Source organism: Cypionkella sp. TWP1-2-1b2 (assembly GCF_049896245.1).
Classification (GTDB): Bacteria; Pseudomonadota; Alphaproteobacteria; order Rhodobacterales; family Rhodobacteraceae; genus Cypionkella.
In genome coordinates, this window is the sequence record NZ_JAFCTX010000024.1 from 1 (window position 1) to 17514 (window position 17514).

Sequence of the window (17514 nt, forward strand, 5' to 3'; positions counted from 1 at the left end):
CTGCAAAGAAAAAGAAGGAGACAACACACAGCTTGACCCCGGCATGAACCGAAATCCATAATCAGAGGTGGCTCACTTCTCGGTGAAAAACCCGGCTCACTTCTGGATGAAAATCAACACGGGGATCACATAGCGGACATCGCCGCTGGTTTGGGTATCATTGCTCATGTCATATCTCCTAATGCCGCGCATCCGGTATTTCCGGGGCGGTTCTGAAACGGTTCGGCCCCGAAGGACCAGCACAGCTTTTAGGCAGAGACTCGCGGCGGTTTCCAAGGTGCGACAGGCGACGACTTCGGCTTTTCCACGGTGAACCTGACCGAGACCGCAACAGCTGCACCGTCCCGATCAACCGACATATCGGCCAACAAAATCGCATCGAAGCATTTCTTGCCAAGCGGATCGCCAGCGGTCTCGCCAGTCGCACGCAGCGCGGGGTCCATGCACATCTCAACGCTTGAGATCTTCAAACAGCCGCTGCCCGAACGTACCTCCGCTGCCGTGCCAAGCATCGCCACAACGGCAATGGCGACAAGCAGACGGATCAATCGGGACAGCAAGGGCATGCAGGACTTTTCGGTAAGGGCAGCACCGTCATACCGGTAAAGCCAGCGGGCGGCCAGTAGGGCGGGTTTCGCCATCGAACCGGCAGGCTACTTTGGGCGCGACACCACCGCCGCGCCCAAAGCCAGCGTTTCGCTTACTTCACTTCGGCCTTGACCTTATCGACATCCGCCGTGGTCATCTCGCCAATCGTGGTGACTTTGCCATCGACGATCTGCCACAGCCGGAACGGCCCCGAAATATCGCCGTATTGGTCGAAATTCACCGGGCCAATCACGCCTTCATAACGGATCGCCTTGCCGTCTTTGATCAGCGCCAGCGCCTTGGTGAATTCTTCCTTGCCTGCGTAAATCACCTCGCCCGTCGGATTGACCGCCTTGCGCAAAGCCTCTGGCAGTTTCGCCGCATCCGGCCCGCCTGCGATGGCAATCGCCAAACCTACCAAAGCACCCGCATCATAGGAACGGTCCGCCGCAGGAGCGGCTGGGTCCAACCCCGAAAACGCGTTATAGTTGGCGTTGAAATACTCGGTCGAGGCCGAAGCCACACTGCCCGACGAGGTGCCATAAGCCCCGCCCAGATATTCCTTGCCAACAGCGGCGATGAAATCATCCGAGTTCATGCCGTCATTGAGCAGGAATTTCTGCACGCCACCTTGCGAAATCCACGTCCGCGCGATGGTTGCCCCATCCACCGGGTCGGAAATCAGATAAAGCGCATCCGGTTCCCCCGCCAAAGCCGCCGTGACTTCCGAAGCATAGCTGGATTGCTTGGCGTTATAGGGTGTTACCGAAACCACCGTGCCACCCAAAGCGGTGTATGGCCCGGTAAATTCCTTCACCAGATTGACTCCGAAGTCGTTGTTCTGATGGATGATCACGATTTTCTTCATGCCCTGATCCATCGCGAACTTCGCCGCAGCCACACCCTGCAACGCGTCCGAGGTGATGGTGCGGAAGAACACGCCATTGGTTTTGCCATCCTTGCCCAGCTCGGTCAGGGTCGGCGAAGACGAGGCAGGGGATACTTGCAGCACCTTCGCAGGCCCCGTCACCGAAGTCAGGATCGGGATCGACATCGGGCTGATGATACCGCCAATGATTGCAGGCACATGTGCTACCTGCACCAGTTGCGTTGCCGCATCCACCGCGAGGTTCGCCTGCGTCTGGCTATCGCGCGTGTCGGTTTTCAGCATGCATCCTGCCACACCGCCCGCGTCGTTCAGATCGCGAAACGCCATCTCGACCGATTTCGCTCCGGCTTGACCGTAAGCCCCGGCTTCACCCGTCAACTCAAGCACCAGACCTACGGTGATATCGCAAGCCTGCGCGCCCATCGGCATCAGGGCCGCAACGCTGGCTAGAAGTAACTTTCTCATGTCGTCCTCATCTGTTGAAATAGCCCTATATTATCCGCGCAGGTTCAGGCTGATCCGCGCGCTGGTGTCCGTTCAGGACGCCTTATTCAGATTGTATTTGATGATCTGACCGTGCCGCCCATGACGGTCACGCTCCAGAGTATAGGTGTCGCCTTCCGGCACATGCCCCTGCGCCAACACCGCCGCGATTTCCGCCCGGTCCTGCGCAGTCAAAGCCAACCCCGCCACCTTCAAATTCTGCGCCAGATGGCTGCGATTGCGCGCCCCCACGATCACCGCCGCCACCGCCGCACGGTCCAGCATCGCCGCACTCGCGATGGTCGCAATATCGGTGCCCTGCCGATCCGCGATCTGCCGCAGGCAGCGCAGCAAGGTCTGAAACAAATCCCAGCCGCCGAAATCGTCGATGATCAGCTTATATTTCGTCAAAGATCGGTTCTCCAACGGATGCTCCGGCTCTGCCACCCCCAGCCAACGATCCCCCAGAAACCCGCCCGCCACCGTGCCGTAGCAGAAAATCCACATGCCATTTGCGCTGGCCGCCTTGGCCAACAATCGCTCCGCCCGCGTGTCCAGCAGCGAATACTGCACCTGCATCGACAACAATGGCACCCCGGCCTCAATGATCTCCAGCGTCCGCGCAGTATCAAAATTCGTGCCGCCGATCTGGTCAACCTTACCCTCCAGCCGCATCTCATTCAGCCAACCAACCGCTTCCAGATAGCGCGGCACATCGTAATCCCACCAATGGAACTGCACCAGATCAAGCCGTTCCATCCGCAACCGCGCCAGCGAGGTGTCCACGCTGCGCCGGATGGTGGCGCGGTCCACCACCGCCAAAGCCTCCAGGTCCGGCACCAGCTTGGTATGCACCTTGATCCGCGCCAAAGCCTCTGCCCCGCGCGCATTGCCGTAAGCCGTGCGGAAAGCCCCAATCAACTCCTCCACGCCCGTGTAAATATCCGCGCAGTCGAAACTGGTGATCCCGGCATCGGCAAAGGCGATCATATCCTCAACCTGCTGCGTGGCATCCACCGGGCCATGCCCGCCCGCCAACTGCCAACCGCCGCGGATCACCCGAGACGTCGTATAACCGGGGCGCAATTCCAGCTTAGGAACACTCATTCTGCGGACTCCTTTGGCAACGGAACGGCGGTGGTATCCGCGTGCGAAAACCGCCGCTTGCCCAGCCGCGTGATGCGCAGCCGCGACGGGCAATGCGGATCGGGGCAGGCCACTTCGGCGTCTGAAGTCATCCAGTCATGCGGATGCGTCACCCGCTGTTTTGCAGGCAACAACGGCAGGATCGACGACAGGGAATAGATTGAAAAACTCTGCCCCGGCGGCATGTGCAACTGCTCACCAAGCAACTCAAACCAATCGCCGACCTTGCCGCAATAGATCTTGGCACCTTCAGGGGCTACCAATTCCACCCGCAGATCGTAAAGCTCAAACTCATCCATCAAAGCGCCCTTTCAAACGTGATCTCACAAGCGCCCGACCGCCTGATCTTGCCGCAAGCCTCTGCCAAAGCCGCGCGATCCTCAGCCCGCACCTGTGCTACCACCGACCCCGCCAACCAACCAATCGGAAACAACATCCGCGCGCCGGGGCCGTAAAACAGCCCAATGTCAAAGATCGCATCAGGATTGCCACCCCACATCCGCGCGGGCACATAGGCCAGCACAATATCCCCCGGTTGCGGATGCAAGGTGGCGTTTTCGGGCGGCAAAGCAGGTTCCACCCCCAGATGCGCCGAGGGGATCGGACAGGAAATTTCCGGCCCTGTCCACATTGCATGAATCCCCGGCACCACGCGCGGGCTTTCCAGATACCGCCACAGGAAAGCCGCGGTGACCGGAGCCTTGTCGGGGTTGATCACCGCCAGAATGTCCATGCCCGAAGCGGCGTGCGTGATGCGAATTTTCATGCGGCGATCTCTTTCGACAAAAGTTTCTTTCGTAAAAACGCGAACGGGCGGCTGATATCGGCGACCAGCGCTTTACGCGCGGCCTGCGCATTGCCCAAAGCCAAAGCCTCAATCATCGACAAATGAAAATGCGCGGAGTCACTCTCTCCCGCCTCGGAAAACGCGAAAATCGCCGCCCGCGTACAGGGCCCCGATTGCAGCCACAGGCTTTCGATCATCGGGATCAGCACTGCAGAGCCGCAGGCATTGTAAATCTCAAAATGAAACGCCTGATTAAGCGCGGCTTCCTGATCCACCGTCGCCGGATCGCCATCCAACCGCAGCGCCTGCCATTCCGCCATAAGCCCTCGCAGCATGGCGATATTGGCGGCGGTCATCTGGGGGGCTGCCAAAGCAATCGCCTCACCCTCAATCAAAATCCGCGTGCGCAGCAAATCGTCAATCCGCTCCAGCGTCATCGGCGGCACCCGGATCGAACGGTTCGGCAAAGCCTCCAGCGCGCGTTCACTGATCAAACGCCCCAAAGCATCGCGCACCGGCATGGTTGAGGTCATCAGCGCATCCGACAGCTGCCGGATCGTCACCACTTGCCCCGGCGCGAACAGGCCGCTGATCAAAGCGCGGCGCAGCTCGGTATAAACCCGATCCTGCACGCTTTCGCGCCCTATCGGAGCCAGCGCCAAACCTGCTTCACCAACCGCCATCTGAACCTCACGAATCATCTTGCCTGATCAAATTAGACGCCCATACTGTGATCAAATCAAGTGTGATCACAGATCAAACATCAGGATAGCCATGGCAGTTCTTGAAGCCCTTAATGTGTCCAAACGGTTCGGCGGTGTCACTGCCGTCGATCAGATGTCGTTCGCGGTCGCGTCTGGGGAAATCCTTGGCCTGATCGGGCCGAACGGTGCGGGCAAAACCACGATGTTCGATCTGCTGGCAGGCTCGGTCGCAGCCACATCGGGGCAGATCAAACTGATGGGGCAGGATGTGACCAAATCCCCGGCACACAGCCGCTTGGCAGGCGGCATGGGCCGCACCTTCCAGATCCCGCGCCCGTTTCCCGAACTGTCCCTGATCGACAACATGCTGCTGGCCCGCCAAAACCAAAGCGGCGAACGCCTGTGGGCGAATTTCACCTCTCCCCGCCGCATCGCCGCCGAGGAACGCGCCGCGCGCGATAAGGCTTTAGGCCTGTTGGACCTCGTAGCTCTGCGCCGTTTGGCCGATGATCCCGCCCGCATTCTATCCGGCGGTCAGCGCAAACTGCTGGAACTGGCGCGCGTGATGATGGCCGATCCCAAGGTGGTCTTGCTGGACGAACCCGCCGCAGGCGTCAACCCGACCCTCTTGGAGGTCCTGATTGACCGCATCCGCGAAATCAACGGCACGGGCGTCACCTTTGTTTTGATCGAGCATAACATCGACATGGTCACCCGCCTCTGCCACCGCATCCTCGTCATGGCCTCCGGCTCCATGCTGTGCCAAGGCACCCCCGATGTAGTCGCCCGCGACCCCCGCGTGATTGAGGCCTATCTCGGAGGAACCCCGGCATGAGTAGCCTCAACATGCCCATCCTTGACGTAAAGGGCCTGATCGCAGGCTACGAGCCGGGCCTTTCCATCGTCAAAGGCGCTTCCATCCACGCCGATGAGCGTGAAATCGTCGTCATCCTCGGCCCCAACGGTGCCGGAAAATCCAGCTTCATCAAGGCCATAGCGGGCCTCGTCCCCGTCACAGGCGGCGAAGTCCTGCTCGATGGCAAAGACATAACCTACGGCGCCGCCCACCTGCGCGTCCGCCAAGGCCTCGCCTTCGTGCCGCAAACCGAAAACATCTTCCCGCTGATGACGGTCGAAGAAAACCTCCGCGTCGCGGGCGGCGTCCTCCCCCGCAACGAAGTTCAAGCCCGCATGGATGAGACCTACACCATGTTCCCCGACCTCGCCCGCCAGCGCAAACTCGCGGCAGGCAGCCTCTCCGGTGGGCAACGGCAAATGCTGGCAGTGGGTCGCGCCCTGATCGTGCATCCCCGCGTGCTGATGCTGGACGAACCCTCGGCGGGCCTGTCGCCGAAATTTGTCGAAATGGTCTTCGCCCGCCTCAATGAAATCCGCCGCGCGGGTCTGACCATCGTGCTGGTCGAACAAAACGCCCGCGCCGCCCTCGCCATCGGCGACCGCGCCTATGTGCTGGTCGAGGGCCGCGAAGCCCACGAAGGCCGTGCCGCTACCCTCTGGGATGATCCGGTGGTGGCAGAGCTTTACCTTGGCCAGCGGAGGCACGCATGAACCTGCAATTCATCGTCGACGGATTAATCTCCGGCAGCCTGATCGGCCTCGGGGCCATCGGCATCACCCTGACCTATTCCATCCTGCGCTTTTCGAACTTCGCCCACGGTGATTTCATGGCCTGGGGCGCTTACGGCACCCTTTCCGTCGTCGCCGCCATCGGAGCCTTAGTCGGCACCTCCGCCCCCATCGGCGCATTATCCTTCGGTTGGCCCCTGATCGCCGCCACCCTGATAGGCATGATCCTCACCGCCTGCCTCGCCCTACTGCTCGACTGGTTGCTGTTCGCCCGCCTGCGCGACCGCGGCCAGTCGATCATCGTCGTCATGGCCTCGTTCGGAGCCTCCATGGCCCTGCGCAGCCTCTTGGAGTTCATCTTCACCTCCAGCCCGACCTACTTTTCACGCGGCATCCAGATGGCGATCCCCATAGGCCTCGGCATCCGCATCACCCCCGACCAAATGGTGATGCTGGCGACCACCGTGATCCTCGTCACCGCAATGCACCTGTTCATGTCGCGCAGCCAAACCGGACGCGAAATGCGCGCCTACAGCCAGAACCCCGCGCTTGCCCGCGTTGTCGGCATCGACACCGCCCGCGTCGTGCGCGCCACATGGATCATCGGCGCAGCACTCGCCTGCGCGGCGGGCGTTATGGTCGGCATCCTCGTGCAAATCCGCCCGCTGATGGGCCTCGACCTGCTGCTGCCCATGTTCGCAGCCGCCATCCTCGGCGGTATCGGTTCGGTGCCCGGAGCCGTCCTTGGCGGCTTGATCATCGGCCTGTCAGAAGCCGCCGCCGTGCAACTGATCGGCGCGGAATGGCGCGCTGCAATCGCCTTCGCCATCCTGATGGCGGTGCTCCTAGTCCGCCCGATGGGCTTGTTTGGAAGGGCGGAAAGATGATCGACCTCCTCGGCTACGGCGCGTTCTTCACCTCAAGTGCCTTGATTTTCGGCCTCATAGCACTGGGCCTCAACCTGCAATGGGGCCAGACCGGGCTGTTCAACGTCGGCATCGCAGGCTTTGTCGCCATCGGAGCCTACACCTCGGCCATCCTCACCACCCCCGACACAGCCGACCGCATCGGCGGCTTTGACTGGCCGATCCTCGCAGGCTGGCTCGCCGCCGCCGTTGTGACCGCCGCCGCCGCCGCCTTCACCGGCTTCGCCACGCTGCGGCTGAAATCCGACTACCTCGCCATCACCACCTTCGGCGTCGCCGTCGTCGTGCAACTGGTGGCGCTCAACGCTCAAACTCTCACCGGAGGCCCCTTCGGCGTCGCCTTCATCCCGCGCCCTTTCGCCGCCCTGCAAGACCAACCCGCACTGTTCAACTTCATCAACCTTGGCGTCATCGCCGCCGTCACAATCGCCGTCTACCTCGCGCTGGAACACCTCTCCCGCAGCCCATGGGGCAGGGTGCTGAAAGCGCTGCGCGAAGATGAACGCGCCGCAATCTCGCTCGGCAAATCCGCCCGTTCCTACCGCATCCAAGCCTTCGCCGCAGGCGGTGCCGTCATGGGCCTTGCCGGAGCCGTCCAAGCCCATTTCATCGGCTTCATCGCCCCCAACGGCTATCTGCCCACCCTGACCTTCCAAGTCTGGGCCATGCTGATGGTCGGCGGATCGGGCTCAAACCGAGGCGCAATCCTGGGCTCCATCGTGGTCTGGGCAATCTGGGTTGGCGCAGGCGCGTTCAGCGCTGCTGTGGTCCCCGGCGATTGGCAAGCCCGCGCCGCCTCGCTGCAAATCGTCGCCATCGGCGTGATGCTCTGCCTGATCCTGCTGTGGCGGCCACAAGGCTTTTTCGGCCCGCAAGGGCTGTTCGGAAAACGCCGCTCGTGATGCAAGAACCCGCAACCCTCTGGCACGCCACCGCTGCATTCGCTACTCTGCGCCCCCAAGTGAAGGGCGAAATCACTGCCGATCTTCTGGTGATCGGCGGCGGTTTCGCGGGCCTCTCCACCGCCTTGCACGCCGCCGAAGCGGGCCTGAAAGTCGTTCTGCTAGAGGCCAACCAGATCGCCTCCGGTGCCACAGGTCGCAACGCGGGCTTCGTGGTGCCAAACTTCGCCAAGGTCGATCCCGATGGCATCCGCGCCACTTTGGGCGAAGCCAATGGCAACCAACTGGTGCAAATGGCCGCCACCAGCGCCGATCTGGTGTTCGATCTGATAAGCCGCCATGCCATCGCCTGCGATGCCCATCGCTCTGGCTGGATACAACCCGCGCATTCCGAAACCGCCCTCAACCGCGCCAAAGACCGCGTCCGCCAATGGTCCGCCGAAGGCCGCCCGGTGGAATTTCTGACCGCCGCCGCCGTGCAAACCCTAACCGGAGCGCAGGGCTGGCTCGGCGGCTGGATCGACCATTCCGGTGGCGTGCTGAACCCCGTCGCCTATGCCCGAGGCCTCGCCAGCGCCGCCGAGAAAGCAGGCGCACATCTGCATGAAAACTCCCGCGTCACAGCCCTCACCGCCACCCCAAACGGCTGGCAAGCCCGCACCGAAACCGCCACCATCCAAGCCCACAAAGTCGTCAACGTCACAAACGCCTACGCCGATACCCTGATCCCCGGCCTCGCCCACAGCTTCTTCCCGCTGAAAGTGTTCCAGATCGCCACCGAACCCTTGCCGCAATCTGTCCGCCAACGCCTGCTCCCCGGCGGCCAATGCGTCTCCGACAGCCGCCGCAACCTGTTTACCTTCCGCTTCGACGCCGCCAACCGCCTGATCACCGGCGGCATGCACATCCTTGGCCTTGGCGCTGATGCACGGGTGCCAAAAGCCATCCACCGCCGCATGGCGCAAATGCTTGATCTGCCCGAACTGCCACCCTTGCAATACGCATGGTCCGGCATCGCCGCCGTGATGCGCAACTTCCTGCCCCGCCTGATCACCCCAGCCCCCGGCCTCATCGCAGGCATCGCCTGCAACGGCCGCGGCATCGCGATGACCACCGCAATGGGGCGAGAACTTGCCCTTTGGGCGACAGGCACCCCTGCCGAGTCCCTGGCAATTCCCGCCACTGCCCCCGCACCGATCCCGCTACACGCCCTGATGCGCCACGCCCCCAACGCCCTGCTGCCGATCAGCCAATGGCGCGACCGCATCGAAAGCCCCGCCGGACTAGGCCGTTGACCCCTGCCGGGCCAGAGGTGGTCTGAAGCCAAACTGCGCGCACTGCCCTGAAAACCACAACATGTTGTGGAAAATCGCTAAAAAATTGCAAAAAAAACACAAGCCTTTCCCCGCTGGGAACAAACCTGGCCGCCATTGCAGGCAGACCTGCCGCTTGTGCCACAACTCCCCCCATCAAGCCTCGCGTTTCCTAAACCCCTCAGGCTTGATCCCCAGCCGGTTCACCTTATCATAAAACGTCTTTCTCGGCAGCCGCAGCCGCACCATCGCCCGGCTGACATTCCCGCCACAAATCAACAAAGCCTCGCGGATCAGCCCCGCCTCATACCCCGCCATCATCTCCGCCAATCCCACCACTTCCTCGCCCGCAACCTCCCCCAAAGCAGGCAACCCCAAAGCCAAAGACTCCGCAAACTGCATCAATTCCCGCGCATTTCCTGGCCAACTATGGGTGGCCAACCGAGCCTGCGCCAGAGGCGTGATCTGTGGCACGGCCAAGTTCAACCGGCCGCAAGCAGCCAACAAGAAGTGCCGGAACAAGATCGCAATATCCCCGCGTCGATCCTTCAGCGCAGGCACATGCAGGGTCACCCCCGACAGCCGATAATACAGATCCGGCAGAAACGCGCCCCTTGCCACCATCGCGCCCAGATCGGCCTGCGAGGCCGCCAGAACATGCAAATCCACCGCCCGCGCGGCAGAAGCCCCCGCCGCCCAAACCTCGCGCGCCTCGATCACATGCAGGATGCGGGCCTGCTGGGCCAAGGTCAGCCGATCAATCCGGTCCAGAAACAACGTGCCGCGATGCGCCTTCTCCAGCCGTCCCACCAGCCGGGTATGACGCGCAGCACCGGGTTGGCCTGCCTCGGCCCCGATGAAATCCAGATCAAACCGTGCAGCATCCAAAGCATCGCAGGCGACATGCACGAAAGCGCGGGCATGGCGCGGACCTTCGCGGTGGATGGCGCGGGCGAGCAGGGTTTTGCCCGTCCCCGAAGGCCCGGTGATCAGGGCATCCACCCCCGCCTCGGCCAGCCGCGCCACGGTGTCGCGCAGATGCACCATCGCCGTGCTGTCGCCCAACAACTGCCCCACAGCCACCGGAACCCCGCGCAACGCCCGCAGCTGGCGGTTTTCCAGCACCAAAGCGCGGGCTTGCACGGCGCGGCGCAGCGCTGCGGTCAGGGCATCCAGCCCCACAGGTTTGGTCAGAAAGTCCCAAGCGCCATCGCGGATTGCCGCAACTGCCATCGCCACATCACCATGCCCGGTGAGCAAAATCACCGGCAGTTCGGGGTCCATCGCGCGGATGCGGCGGAACAGCTCAAACCCATCCATGCCGGGCATCCGCACATCTGACAGGATCACGCCAGCATAATCGGCATCAAGGCCGTGCAAGGCGGCGCTGGCAGAGGAAAACGCCTCGGGTTGAAACCCGGCGATGCGCAGGCTTTGGGTCTGCGCTTCCAGCAGATCGGTGTCGTCATCGACAAGGCGCACCAGCGGAAGCGCGGTCATGCGCGGGTCAGTCTGATGCGGAAGGTGGCACCCTCACCGGGTTGCGGGGGATCAACGGTCAGCTCGTTTCCCAGATCGCGGATGATATCCTGCGCGATCACAAGGCCCAGGCCCAGACCGTCGGGCTTGCTGGTGGCAAAGGGGGTGAAAAGCTGTGCGGCAATATCGGGGCGTAGGCCGGGGCCGTTGTCCACCACGCTGATCGTGACATGTGTGCCATCCGCCGCGACTGTGATGCGGATTTCAGGGTCGGGCCGTCCCGCCAAAGCCTCTTGCGCGTTCTGGATCAGATTGACCAACACCTGTTCCAGCCGCACCGCCTCGGCCCGCACCATTAGATCAGGCGACGCCCCTTCGATCACCAACCGCGCGCCTTCATCCCTGCGGCGCGAGGCGGTCAGCATCACCGAGGCGTCAATGGCGTCTTTCACGCTGACAGAACCGACTTGCCCGGTGGCCTTACGGGCAAAGCCGCGCAGATGAGTGGTGATCTGGCCGATGCGTTCCGACATCCGCACGATCTTGCCAAGGTTTTCGGTGACCTCATTTGGCGCGGTCTTTTGCAAGACCAGCGCGTTTTCGGCGAGCAGCCGGATCGTCGCCAGCGGCTGATTGACCTCATGCGCAAGGCCAGCCGTGACTTGGCCCAAGGTCGCCAGCTTGTTGGCCTGCACCAGATCGGCCTGCATCCGGGCCAGCCGTGCCTCAGCCGCGCGGCGTTCGGCCATCTCTGCGGTCAGATCACGGGTGCGATCTTCGACCGCGCGTTGCAGATCGGCGGTGTAGCGGCGCTCGGCGACGATGGCGCTTTCCGCCCGCCGCTTGGCCCGCCCCGCCCGCCAGATCAATGCGCCAAGGATGATCTCGAACCCCAGCGCAGCCCCCGCAGCCAAAATCCCGGCCTGCCGCGCCGGGGCAATTGAGGTGCTGAGCGTCAGCGTCCAATCCGGCATCCCCGGCACCGGGCGGGTCATGTTCAACTTGCCTTGCAAGCGCGGCATCGGCTTGAACCGTTCGTTGTTGGCGGAAGACAGCAACACCATGCCCGCGTTGTCGCTGACTCGGGTTTGATCGGGGCTGCGGGCCCAACTGGCTTCCAGCACATCAAACTCCATCTTGACGACCACGACGCCCGTCACTGCGGTGCCATCCGACACCACATGCGACAGGTACAGGCCGGGGCGCTTGCTCACCGTGCCAAGCGCGAATTCCAGCGCGGTGCCCTTCGCCATCGCCTCGGTGAAATAGCGCCGGAAACTATAGCTGGTGCCGACAAACGACAAAGGCTCGTCCCAGTTCGAGGCCGCAATCGCGGTGCCCGTGGTGTTGAGCAGGTAGATCACATTGCTGCCGGTTTCCGCACGCAACTGATCGAGTTTGCGCGAAACCCCCTGTTGCGCGCTGGTAGAGCCATGCCGCAGGGCATCCTTCACCAAGCCATCATCCGACAGGATCGCCGCCACCGCGCGCTGGGTCGCCAGCACGCTTTCCAGCGCCTGCACCCGCGATTCCGCTGCTGCTGCGGCCTGTTCGCCAAGCCGCGATACCGCACTGGCCTGACCGAAATAGAACACCAGCGCCAGCAGGCCAATCGCCGCACTGGCAAGGACAAAGCGCGTCAGCGCGCGGTTCATGCGAAGCATCACCTGCAACCTAATGTTTCTATTTCCACACTATCACAAAATCTATGTGTGGAAAAGCGCACAAAATTTCATGCCGATCAACACGAAAAACCTATGACATCAACGCATTGCTGTTAGTCGCCTCATTTCTACGCAGTAAGGGGGCGGCCTGTCATCATAGCGTCACAGACCAGTCATCCGCATGTTGGGAGGAGACCACAATGCAGATCAACACCACTTCCGTGGCGCAAGTGCCGCGTCCATTCTATCGCACGCTTTATTTCCAAGTCATCTTTGCCATCATTCTGGGCGCGCTGATCGGGCATTTCTGGCCATCAGTCGGCGAGTCGCTGAAACCTTTGGGCGATGGCTTTATCAAGCTGGTGAAGATGATCATTGCCCCGGTGATCTTTCTAACCATCGTCACCGGGCTTGCTGGCATGACCAGCCTGCGCGGCGTCGGAACGGTTGCGGCCAAGGCGTTTGGCTATTTCTTCGTGTTCTCGACGCTGGCGCTGGTCGTGGGCTTGATCGTCGCCAATGTGGTGCAGCCGGGTGCGGGGATGAACATTGATCCGGCCACGCTGGATGCCTCTGCGGTGCAAGGCTATAGCGAAAAAGCGCATGAGACGACGGTGACGGGCTTTATGCTGGGCATTATCCCGGACACCATGGTTTCGGCCTTTGTCGATGGCAACATCCTGCAAGTGCTGTTTGTCGCCATCCTGTTCGGTGTCGGTGTGATCCTGATCGGCGAGAAAGCCCGCCCGGTGGTCGATCTGTTTGAAACGATCAGCCGCGTGGTGTTCCGCATCGTCGATATCCTGATGAAGGCGGCCCCGATCGGAGCGTTCGGGGCGTTTGCCTTCACCATCGGCAAATATGGCATCGGATCATTGGTTAACTTGGCGGCTTTGGTCGGCACGTTCTATCTGACCTCGGCTTTGTTCATCATCGTGGTGCTGGGCACGGTTTGCGCGTTGAACGGCTTCTCGATCTTCCGGCTGATCTCCTATCTGAAAACCGAAATTCTGCTGGTTTTGGGCACTTCGTCGTCTGAATCGGCACTGCCTGCGCTGATGGAGAAGATGGAGCGTGCAGGTTGTGCCCGCCCGGTGGTGGGGTTGGTGGTGCCGACGGGCTATTCGTTCAACCTCGACGGCACCAACATCTATATGACTTTGGCCGCGTTGTTCATCGCTCAGGCCACCAATATCGACCTGTCCTTAGGCGATCAGATCACCCTGCTGGCAGTGGCAATGCTGTCGTCGAAAGGGGCTGCTGGGGTGACGGGTGCTGGCTTTATCACGCTGGCCGCAACCCTGTCGGTGGTGCCGACGGTTCCGGTCGCGGGCATGGCGATCATCCTTGGGGTGGATCGCTTCATGTCGGAATGCCGCTCGATCACCAACTTCATCGGCAATGCGGTGGCGACGGTGGTGGTCAGCCGCTGGGAGAATGCGCTGGATCGCGGCAAGCTTAACGCAGCACTACGGGGGGAAGACTTGCCGTCTTCGTTCATGCCAGTGCAAGATTTGCACGCCCCGGCGGGTTTGCAAATCGGCGAGACAAGCGCTGACTAAGGCCATCGCCTGACAGTTGACCATGCAAGACGCGGGGGCCAGATCGGCTGCCCGCGTCGCGCATTTCCACGGGTTGCCTGTGCCGCCGCAATCTGGCTGTTGGTTCGCGCGCAGGGACTCTGCGGCGATGCAGGGCAGGTTGCGGCGTTCTGTCTTGAACCTTTGCGATTCCAGATGCAAAGCTGCGCCTCGGTCCGATCTGGGCAAATTTCCGGGCAATCTGAAGCAAAAGGTGGCGGAGGGGAAACTTTCCGCAGGGTGTAAATGGCAGAGCAAGCAGCGACGGGTCAGCAGGCGAAATTTGTCGAGGGCAATCTCTTTCGCCATATCGCGGTGATGTCGCTGACCAATTCGGTCGGGCTGATGGCGATTTTCTCGGTTGACCTGATCAACATGGTGTTCATCTCGATGCTGAATCAACAGGATATCACGGCGGCGGTTGGCTATGCCGGGGCGATCCTGTTTTTCACGACATCCTTCGGCATCGGGTTGTCCATTGCTGTTTCGGCCTTGGTGGCGCGGGCGGTGGGGCAGCGCAATCTGGTGATGGCACGCGAGAAGGCCACGAACGGCATGATTCTGGGTATCGGCTTTGGCATTATCTTCGCCGCCGTGGTCTGGGCGTTTCTGCCGGGGATTGTCACGCTGATCGGCGCTACGGGGCGCACCCACGCGCTGACGGTGCATTTCCTGCGCATCGTTATTCCTGCGCAACCTTTCCTGATGGTGGGGATGATCGGCGGCGCGATCCTGCGCAGCCATGGCGACGCGCGGCGCGCGATGGCGGCAACTTTGTGGGGGGCCGCGGCCAATGCGGTGCTGGACCCGATCCTGATCTTTGGACTGCATCTGGATCTGACCGGGGCTGCGATTGCCTCAGTCGTATCGCGGATAGTGATTGCGGGCGTGTCGCTGATCCCGGTGATCCGGCATCACGGCGGCTTTGATCGGCCGTCGATAGAGGGGCTGAAAGCCGATCTCACCCCGGTCTATGCCATAGCCGGGCCTGCGATTTTAACCCAAGTCGCCACACCCTTGGGGCAGGCGATGGTGACACGGATGGTCTCGGGCTATGGCGAGGCGGCGGTGGCCGGGATGGCGATTGCCGGGCGGCTGACTCCGGTGGCTTTGGGGGTGATTTTTGCTTTGTCGGGTGCGATTGGGCCGATCATCGGGCAAAACTACGGGGCAGGGCGGATGGACCGGGTGCTGCAAACTTTCCTTGATGGGCTGAAGTTTACCGCCATCGTCGTTGTCATCGTCACGGCGATCCTGTTCGCCCTGCGCGCGCCCATCGCCGATCTGTTTTATGCGCAGGGACTGACCCGCGATCTGGTCTATCTGTTCTGCGGTCCGCTGTGCCTGCTGTTTTTCTTCAACGGCGCGATTTTCATGGCCAATGCCGCCTGCAACAACCTTGGTCGCCCGCTGATGTCGACCCTGATCAACTGGGGTCGCCACACCATCGGCACTGTGCCCTTGGCGTGGTGGTTCTCACACTATTGGGGCGCGCAAGGCGTGCTGATCGGGCAGGCCCTTGGCGGGGTGATCTTCGGCATCCTCGGTGTCTGGCTGGCTTACCGGATGATCATTGCCACGCCTGCCCGCATCTGAGTGTCGTAAAACAGTCGCATACCGTCGTATTCTTTTCACTTGCAAGCCCCACAGCCTCTGGGCTAGCTAAAGGTATCAGGATCGGGAGAATCCAGCAGGAAACTTCTGGTGCCGAAGGAGCAACCGCCCCGGTAAACTCTCAGGCTCAAGGACCGTTCTGATAACAGACTCTGGAGAGTGGTGCAGCAGCGCCCGCCGAAGGGATAACGATCTCAGGCGCCTAAGCCGAACGAGCGGTGATGGGTAAAGACAGAGGGGGCATCGTGGGGTGGGGATTGGCCCGCCTGATCGGTGTCGGTATGCGTATCCGGCAGTTATGGGGGCGGCTTTGGCCGAAGAATTGCTCAGATTGGGTCTGCATGATCTGCATGTCGCTTTGGGCGGCAAGATGGTGCCGTTTGCGGGCTACGAGATGCCGGTGCAATATCCCGCAGGCGTGATGAAGGAACATCTGCACACCCGTGCTGCGGCTGGCCTGTTTGATGTCAGCCACATGGGGCAAGTGATCTTGCGCCCGAAAACCAGCTATCAGGCCTTGGCCTTGGCGTTTGAATCGCTGATGCCGGTGGATGTGCTGAGTGTGGCGCAGGGCCGCCAGCGCTACGGCCTTTTCACCAATGAGACCGGCGGCATCCTTGATGACCTGATGTTCGCCAATCGCGGCGATCATATTTTCGTCGTGGTCAACGCCGCCTGCAAGGCCGCCGATATCGCCCATATGCAGGCGCATTTGTCGGACGACGCCGAGGTGATCCCGGTCACAGATCGCGGCCTTCTGGCGCTGCAAGGCCCGCAGGCCGAGGCGGCTTTGGCCCGCCTGATCCCCGGTGTCGCTGAAATGCGCTTCATGGATGTAGCCGCGTTGCCGTGGCAGGGCGCTGATCTCTGGATCTCGCGCTCGGGCTACACCGGCGAAGACGGCTTTGAAATCTCGGTCCCCGAAGCGCAACTGCGCCCCTTCGCCGATGCGCTGCTGGGTCAACCCGAAGTCATGCCCGTCGGCCTTGGTGCGCGCGATAGCCTGCGGCTGGAAGCGGGCCTCTGCCTCTACGGCCATGACATCGACACCAGCACCAGCCCGGTTGAGGCGGGGCTGACATGGGCGATCCAGAAAGCCCGTCGCACAGGTGGCACCCGCGCAGGCGGCTTCCCCGGCGAGGCGCGTATCCTGCAAGAACTGGCGGAAGGCCCCGAGCGCAAACGCGTCGGCCTGCGCCCCGAAGGCCGCGCGCCGATGCGCGAGCATACCGATCTGTTCGCGCCCGATGCCACGCCCTTGGGCCAAGTCACCTCGGGCGGCTTTGGACCAAGCGTCAACGCGCCGATTGCGATGGGCTATGTCGCAGCCGCGTTTGCCAACCCCGGCACGGCGCTGGAAGGCGAGGTGCGCGGCAAGCGCTTGCCTGTCAGCGTCGCGACCATGCCTTTCCATCCAACCACCTACAAACGCTGAGGACACCCGATGAAATACACAAAAGATCACGAATGGCTGCGCGTCGAGGGCGATGTGGTGGTGGTTGGCATCACCGAACATGCCGCAACCGCGCTGGGCGATGTGGTGTTTATCGAGCTTCCCGAAGTGGAAACCGTGGTCGCCGAGGGTGACGAGGTCTGCGTGATTGAAAGCGTCAAAGCCGCCTCCGATATTCTGGCCCCGCTTGATGGCGAGATCACCGAGGTCAACACCAAACTGGTCGATAACCCGTCGCTGGTGAACGAAGACCCAACCGGGGCCGCTTGGTTTTTCAAGATCAGGATAGACGATCTGTCGGTGCTCGATGCCTTGATGGACGAAGACGAATACAACGATTTGATCGGCTAAGCGCCCGTCAAGTCTACGAATTTTCTGCGAAAATTCCGGCCTCCGAAT

The 17514-nt window shown here is 61.8% G+C and carries 17 protein-coding genes and 1 riboswitch; of the genes, 9 read left to right on the top strand and 8 right to left on the bottom strand.

Annotated elements, in window-relative coordinates:
• Positions 1-248 precede the first annotated feature (248 nt).
• The 6 genes from ACP7AP_RS15580 to ACP7AP_RS15605 all read right to left on the bottom strand — a co-directional run bounded on the left by ACP7AP_RS15580 (position 249) and on the right by ACP7AP_RS15605 (position 4576).
• Entirely contained in the window at positions 249-641 is a 393-nt protein-coding gene (locus ACP7AP_RS15580; protein ID WP_426035383.1) for a hypothetical protein, read from the bottom strand.
• Positions 642-700: 59 nt separating this feature from the next.
• Positions 701-1942 carry an ABC transporter substrate-binding protein gene (locus ACP7AP_RS15585; RefSeq protein WP_426035385.1) on the bottom strand — a complete coding sequence of 414 codons (1242 nt, stop codon included), beginning with the start codon at positions 1940-1942 and terminating at the stop codon, positions 701-703.
• Between the two features lie 72 nt (positions 1943-2014).
• Positions 2015-3067 (bottom strand): aldo/keto reductase, encoded by a 1053-nt coding sequence (locus tag ACP7AP_RS15590; protein ID WP_426035387.1) that lies wholly within the window; start codon positions 3065-3067, stop codon positions 2015-2017.
• Positions 3064-3405, bottom strand: a complete 342-nt coding sequence (locus ACP7AP_RS15595) for a TIGR04076 family protein (protein WP_426035389.1) — start codon at positions 3403-3405, stop codon at positions 3064-3066. The genes ACP7AP_RS15590 and ACP7AP_RS15595 overlap by 4 nt, the downstream gene beginning before the upstream one ends.
• Positions 3405-3872, bottom strand: a complete 468-nt coding sequence (locus tag ACP7AP_RS15600; protein WP_426035391.1) for a DUF3830 family protein — start codon at positions 3870-3872, stop codon at positions 3405-3407. The genes ACP7AP_RS15595 and ACP7AP_RS15600 overlap by 1 nt, the downstream gene beginning before the upstream one ends.
• On the bottom strand, positions 3869-4576 hold the full coding sequence (locus ACP7AP_RS15605) for a GntR family transcriptional regulator (RefSeq protein WP_426035393.1): 708 nt from the start codon (positions 4574-4576) through the stop codon (positions 3869-3871). Before ACP7AP_RS15605 ends, ACP7AP_RS15600 begins: the two co-directional genes overlap by 4 nt.
• A gap of 91 nt (positions 4577-4667) precedes the next feature.
• Between ACP7AP_RS15605 and ACP7AP_RS15610 the strand changes: the two genes are divergently transcribed.
• The 5 genes from ACP7AP_RS15610 to ACP7AP_RS15630 are packed head-to-tail and all read left to right on the top strand — an operon-like array spanning position 4668 to position 9307.
• Positions 4668-5432 (top strand): ABC transporter ATP-binding protein, encoded by a 765-nt coding sequence (locus ACP7AP_RS15610; RefSeq protein WP_426035395.1) that lies wholly within the window; start codon positions 4668-4670, stop codon positions 5430-5432.
• Complete coding sequence (locus ACP7AP_RS15615) at positions 5429-6166, top strand: ABC transporter ATP-binding protein (RefSeq protein ID WP_426035397.1); 738 nt, start codon at positions 5429-5431, stop codon at positions 6164-6166. The genes ACP7AP_RS15610 and ACP7AP_RS15615 overlap by 4 nt, the downstream gene beginning before the upstream one ends.
• Positions 6163-7071 (top strand): branched-chain amino acid ABC transporter permease, encoded by a 909-nt coding sequence (locus ACP7AP_RS15620; RefSeq protein ID WP_426035399.1) that lies wholly within the window; start codon positions 6163-6165, stop codon positions 7069-7071. The genes ACP7AP_RS15615 and ACP7AP_RS15620 overlap by 4 nt, the downstream gene beginning before the upstream one ends.
• Positions 7068-8012 (top strand): branched-chain amino acid ABC transporter permease, encoded by a 945-nt coding sequence (locus tag ACP7AP_RS15625; RefSeq protein WP_426035401.1) that lies wholly within the window; start codon positions 7068-7070, stop codon positions 8010-8012. The genes ACP7AP_RS15620 and ACP7AP_RS15625 overlap by 4 nt, the downstream gene beginning before the upstream one ends.
• The gene (locus ACP7AP_RS15630; protein WP_426035403.1) at positions 8012-9307 is read left to right on the top strand and encodes an NAD(P)/FAD-dependent oxidoreductase; all 1296 of its coding nucleotides are present in this window, start codon (positions 8012-8014) and stop codon (positions 9305-9307) included. Before ACP7AP_RS15625 ends, ACP7AP_RS15630 begins: the two co-directional genes overlap by 1 nt.
• Before the next feature lie 174 nt (positions 9308-9481).
• Here ACP7AP_RS15630 and ACP7AP_RS15635 read toward each other — a convergent pair whose 3' ends face one another.
• The gene (locus ACP7AP_RS15635; protein ID WP_426035405.1) at positions 9482-10825 is read right to left on the bottom strand and encodes a sigma-54-dependent transcriptional regulator; all 1344 of its coding nucleotides are present in this window, start codon (positions 10823-10825) and stop codon (positions 9482-9484) included.
• Entirely contained in the window at positions 10822-12468 is a 1647-nt protein-coding gene (locus tag ACP7AP_RS15640; RefSeq protein WP_426035407.1) for an ATP-binding protein, read from the bottom strand. Before ACP7AP_RS15640 ends, ACP7AP_RS15635 begins: the two co-directional genes overlap by 4 nt.
• A gap of 200 nt (positions 12469-12668) precedes the next feature.
• On the opposite strand from ACP7AP_RS15640, the gene ACP7AP_RS15645 reads away from it, so the two are divergent.
• The 4 genes from ACP7AP_RS15645 to gcvH all read left to right on the top strand — a co-directional run bounded on the left by ACP7AP_RS15645 (position 12669) and on the right by gcvH (position 17466).
• Positions 12669-14030, top strand: coding sequence for a dicarboxylate/amino acid:cation symporter (locus tag ACP7AP_RS15645; RefSeq protein ID WP_426035409.1), 1362 nt, complete (start codon positions 12669-12671; stop codon positions 14028-14030).
• Between the two features lie 264 nt (positions 14031-14294).
• The gene (locus tag ACP7AP_RS15650; RefSeq protein WP_426035411.1) at positions 14295-15644 is read left to right on the top strand and encodes an MATE family efflux transporter; all 1350 of its coding nucleotides are present in this window, start codon (positions 14295-14297) and stop codon (positions 15642-15644) included.
• Positions 15645-15716: 72 nt separating this feature from the next.
• Positions 15717-15809: riboswitch (glycine riboswitch) on the top strand.
• Between the two features lie 151 nt (positions 15810-15960).
• Entirely contained in the window at positions 15961-17097 is a 1137-nt protein-coding gene (gcvT, locus tag ACP7AP_RS15655; RefSeq protein ID WP_426035520.1) for a glycine cleavage system aminomethyltransferase GcvT, read from the top strand.
• Between the two features lie 9 nt (positions 17098-17106).
• A complete protein-coding gene (gene gcvH, locus ACP7AP_RS15660; protein WP_054007582.1) occupies positions 17107-17466 on the top strand; it encodes a glycine cleavage system protein GcvH in 360 nt (119 codons plus the stop codon).
• The last annotated feature ends 48 nt before the right edge of the window (positions 17467-17514 follow it).

What these genes read in the sequence shown, in the direction of transcription:
- ACP7AP_RS15580 (WP_426035383.1), bottom strand. Translation starts at nt 641, where the DNA reads ATGGCGAAACCCGCCCTACTGGCCGCCCGCTGGCTTTACCGGTATGAC.
- ACP7AP_RS15585 (WP_426035385.1), bottom strand. Translation starts at nt 1,942, where the DNA reads ATGAGAAAGTTACTTCTAGCCAGCGTTGCGGCCCTGATGCCGATGGGC.
- ACP7AP_RS15590 (WP_426035387.1), bottom strand. Translation starts at nt 3,067, where the DNA reads ATGAGTGTTCCTAAGCTGGAATTGCGCCCCGGTTATACGACGTCTCGG.
- ACP7AP_RS15595 (WP_426035389.1), bottom strand. Translation starts at nt 3,405, where the DNA reads ATGGATGAGTTTGAGCTTTACGATCTGCGGGTGGAATTGGTAGCCCCT.
- ACP7AP_RS15600 (WP_426035391.1), bottom strand. Translation starts at nt 3,872, where the DNA reads ATGAAAATTCGCATCACGCACGCCGCTTCGGGCATGGACATTCTGGCG.
- ACP7AP_RS15605 (WP_426035393.1), bottom strand. Translation starts at nt 4,576, where the DNA reads ATGGCGGTTGGTGAAGCAGGTTTGGCGCTGGCTCCGATAGGGCGCGAA.
- ACP7AP_RS15610 (WP_426035395.1), top strand. Translation starts at nt 4,668, where the DNA reads ATGGCAGTTCTTGAAGCCCTTAATGTGTCCAAACGGTTCGGCGGTGTC.
- ACP7AP_RS15615 (WP_426035397.1), top strand. Translation starts at nt 5,429, where the DNA reads ATGAGTAGCCTCAACATGCCCATCCTTGACGTAAAGGGCCTGATCGCA.
- ACP7AP_RS15620 (WP_426035399.1), top strand. Translation starts at nt 6,163, where the DNA reads ATGAACCTGCAATTCATCGTCGACGGATTAATCTCCGGCAGCCTGATC.
- ACP7AP_RS15625 (WP_426035401.1), top strand. Translation starts at nt 7,068, where the DNA reads ATGATCGACCTCCTCGGCTACGGCGCGTTCTTCACCTCAAGTGCCTTG.
- ACP7AP_RS15630 (WP_426035403.1), top strand. Translation starts at nt 8,012, where the DNA reads ATGCAAGAACCCGCAACCCTCTGGCACGCCACCGCTGCATTCGCTACT.
- ACP7AP_RS15635 (WP_426035405.1), bottom strand. Translation starts at nt 10,825, where the DNA reads ATGACCGCGCTTCCGCTGGTGCGCCTTGTCGATGACGACACCGATCTG.
- ACP7AP_RS15640 (WP_426035407.1), bottom strand. Translation starts at nt 12,468, where the DNA reads ATGCTTCGCATGAACCGCGCGCTGACGCGCTTTGTCCTTGCCAGTGCG.
- ACP7AP_RS15645 (WP_426035409.1), top strand. Translation starts at nt 12,669, where the DNA reads ATGCAGATCAACACCACTTCCGTGGCGCAAGTGCCGCGTCCATTCTAT.
- ACP7AP_RS15650 (WP_426035411.1), top strand. Translation starts at nt 14,295, where the DNA reads ATGGCAGAGCAAGCAGCGACGGGTCAGCAGGCGAAATTTGTCGAGGGC.
- gcvT (WP_426035520.1), top strand. Translation starts at nt 15,961, where the DNA reads ATGGGGGCGGCTTTGGCCGAAGAATTGCTCAGATTGGGTCTGCATGAT.
- gcvH (WP_054007582.1), top strand. Translation starts at nt 17,107, where the DNA reads ATGAAATACACAAAAGATCACGAATGGCTGCGCGTCGAGGGCGATGTG.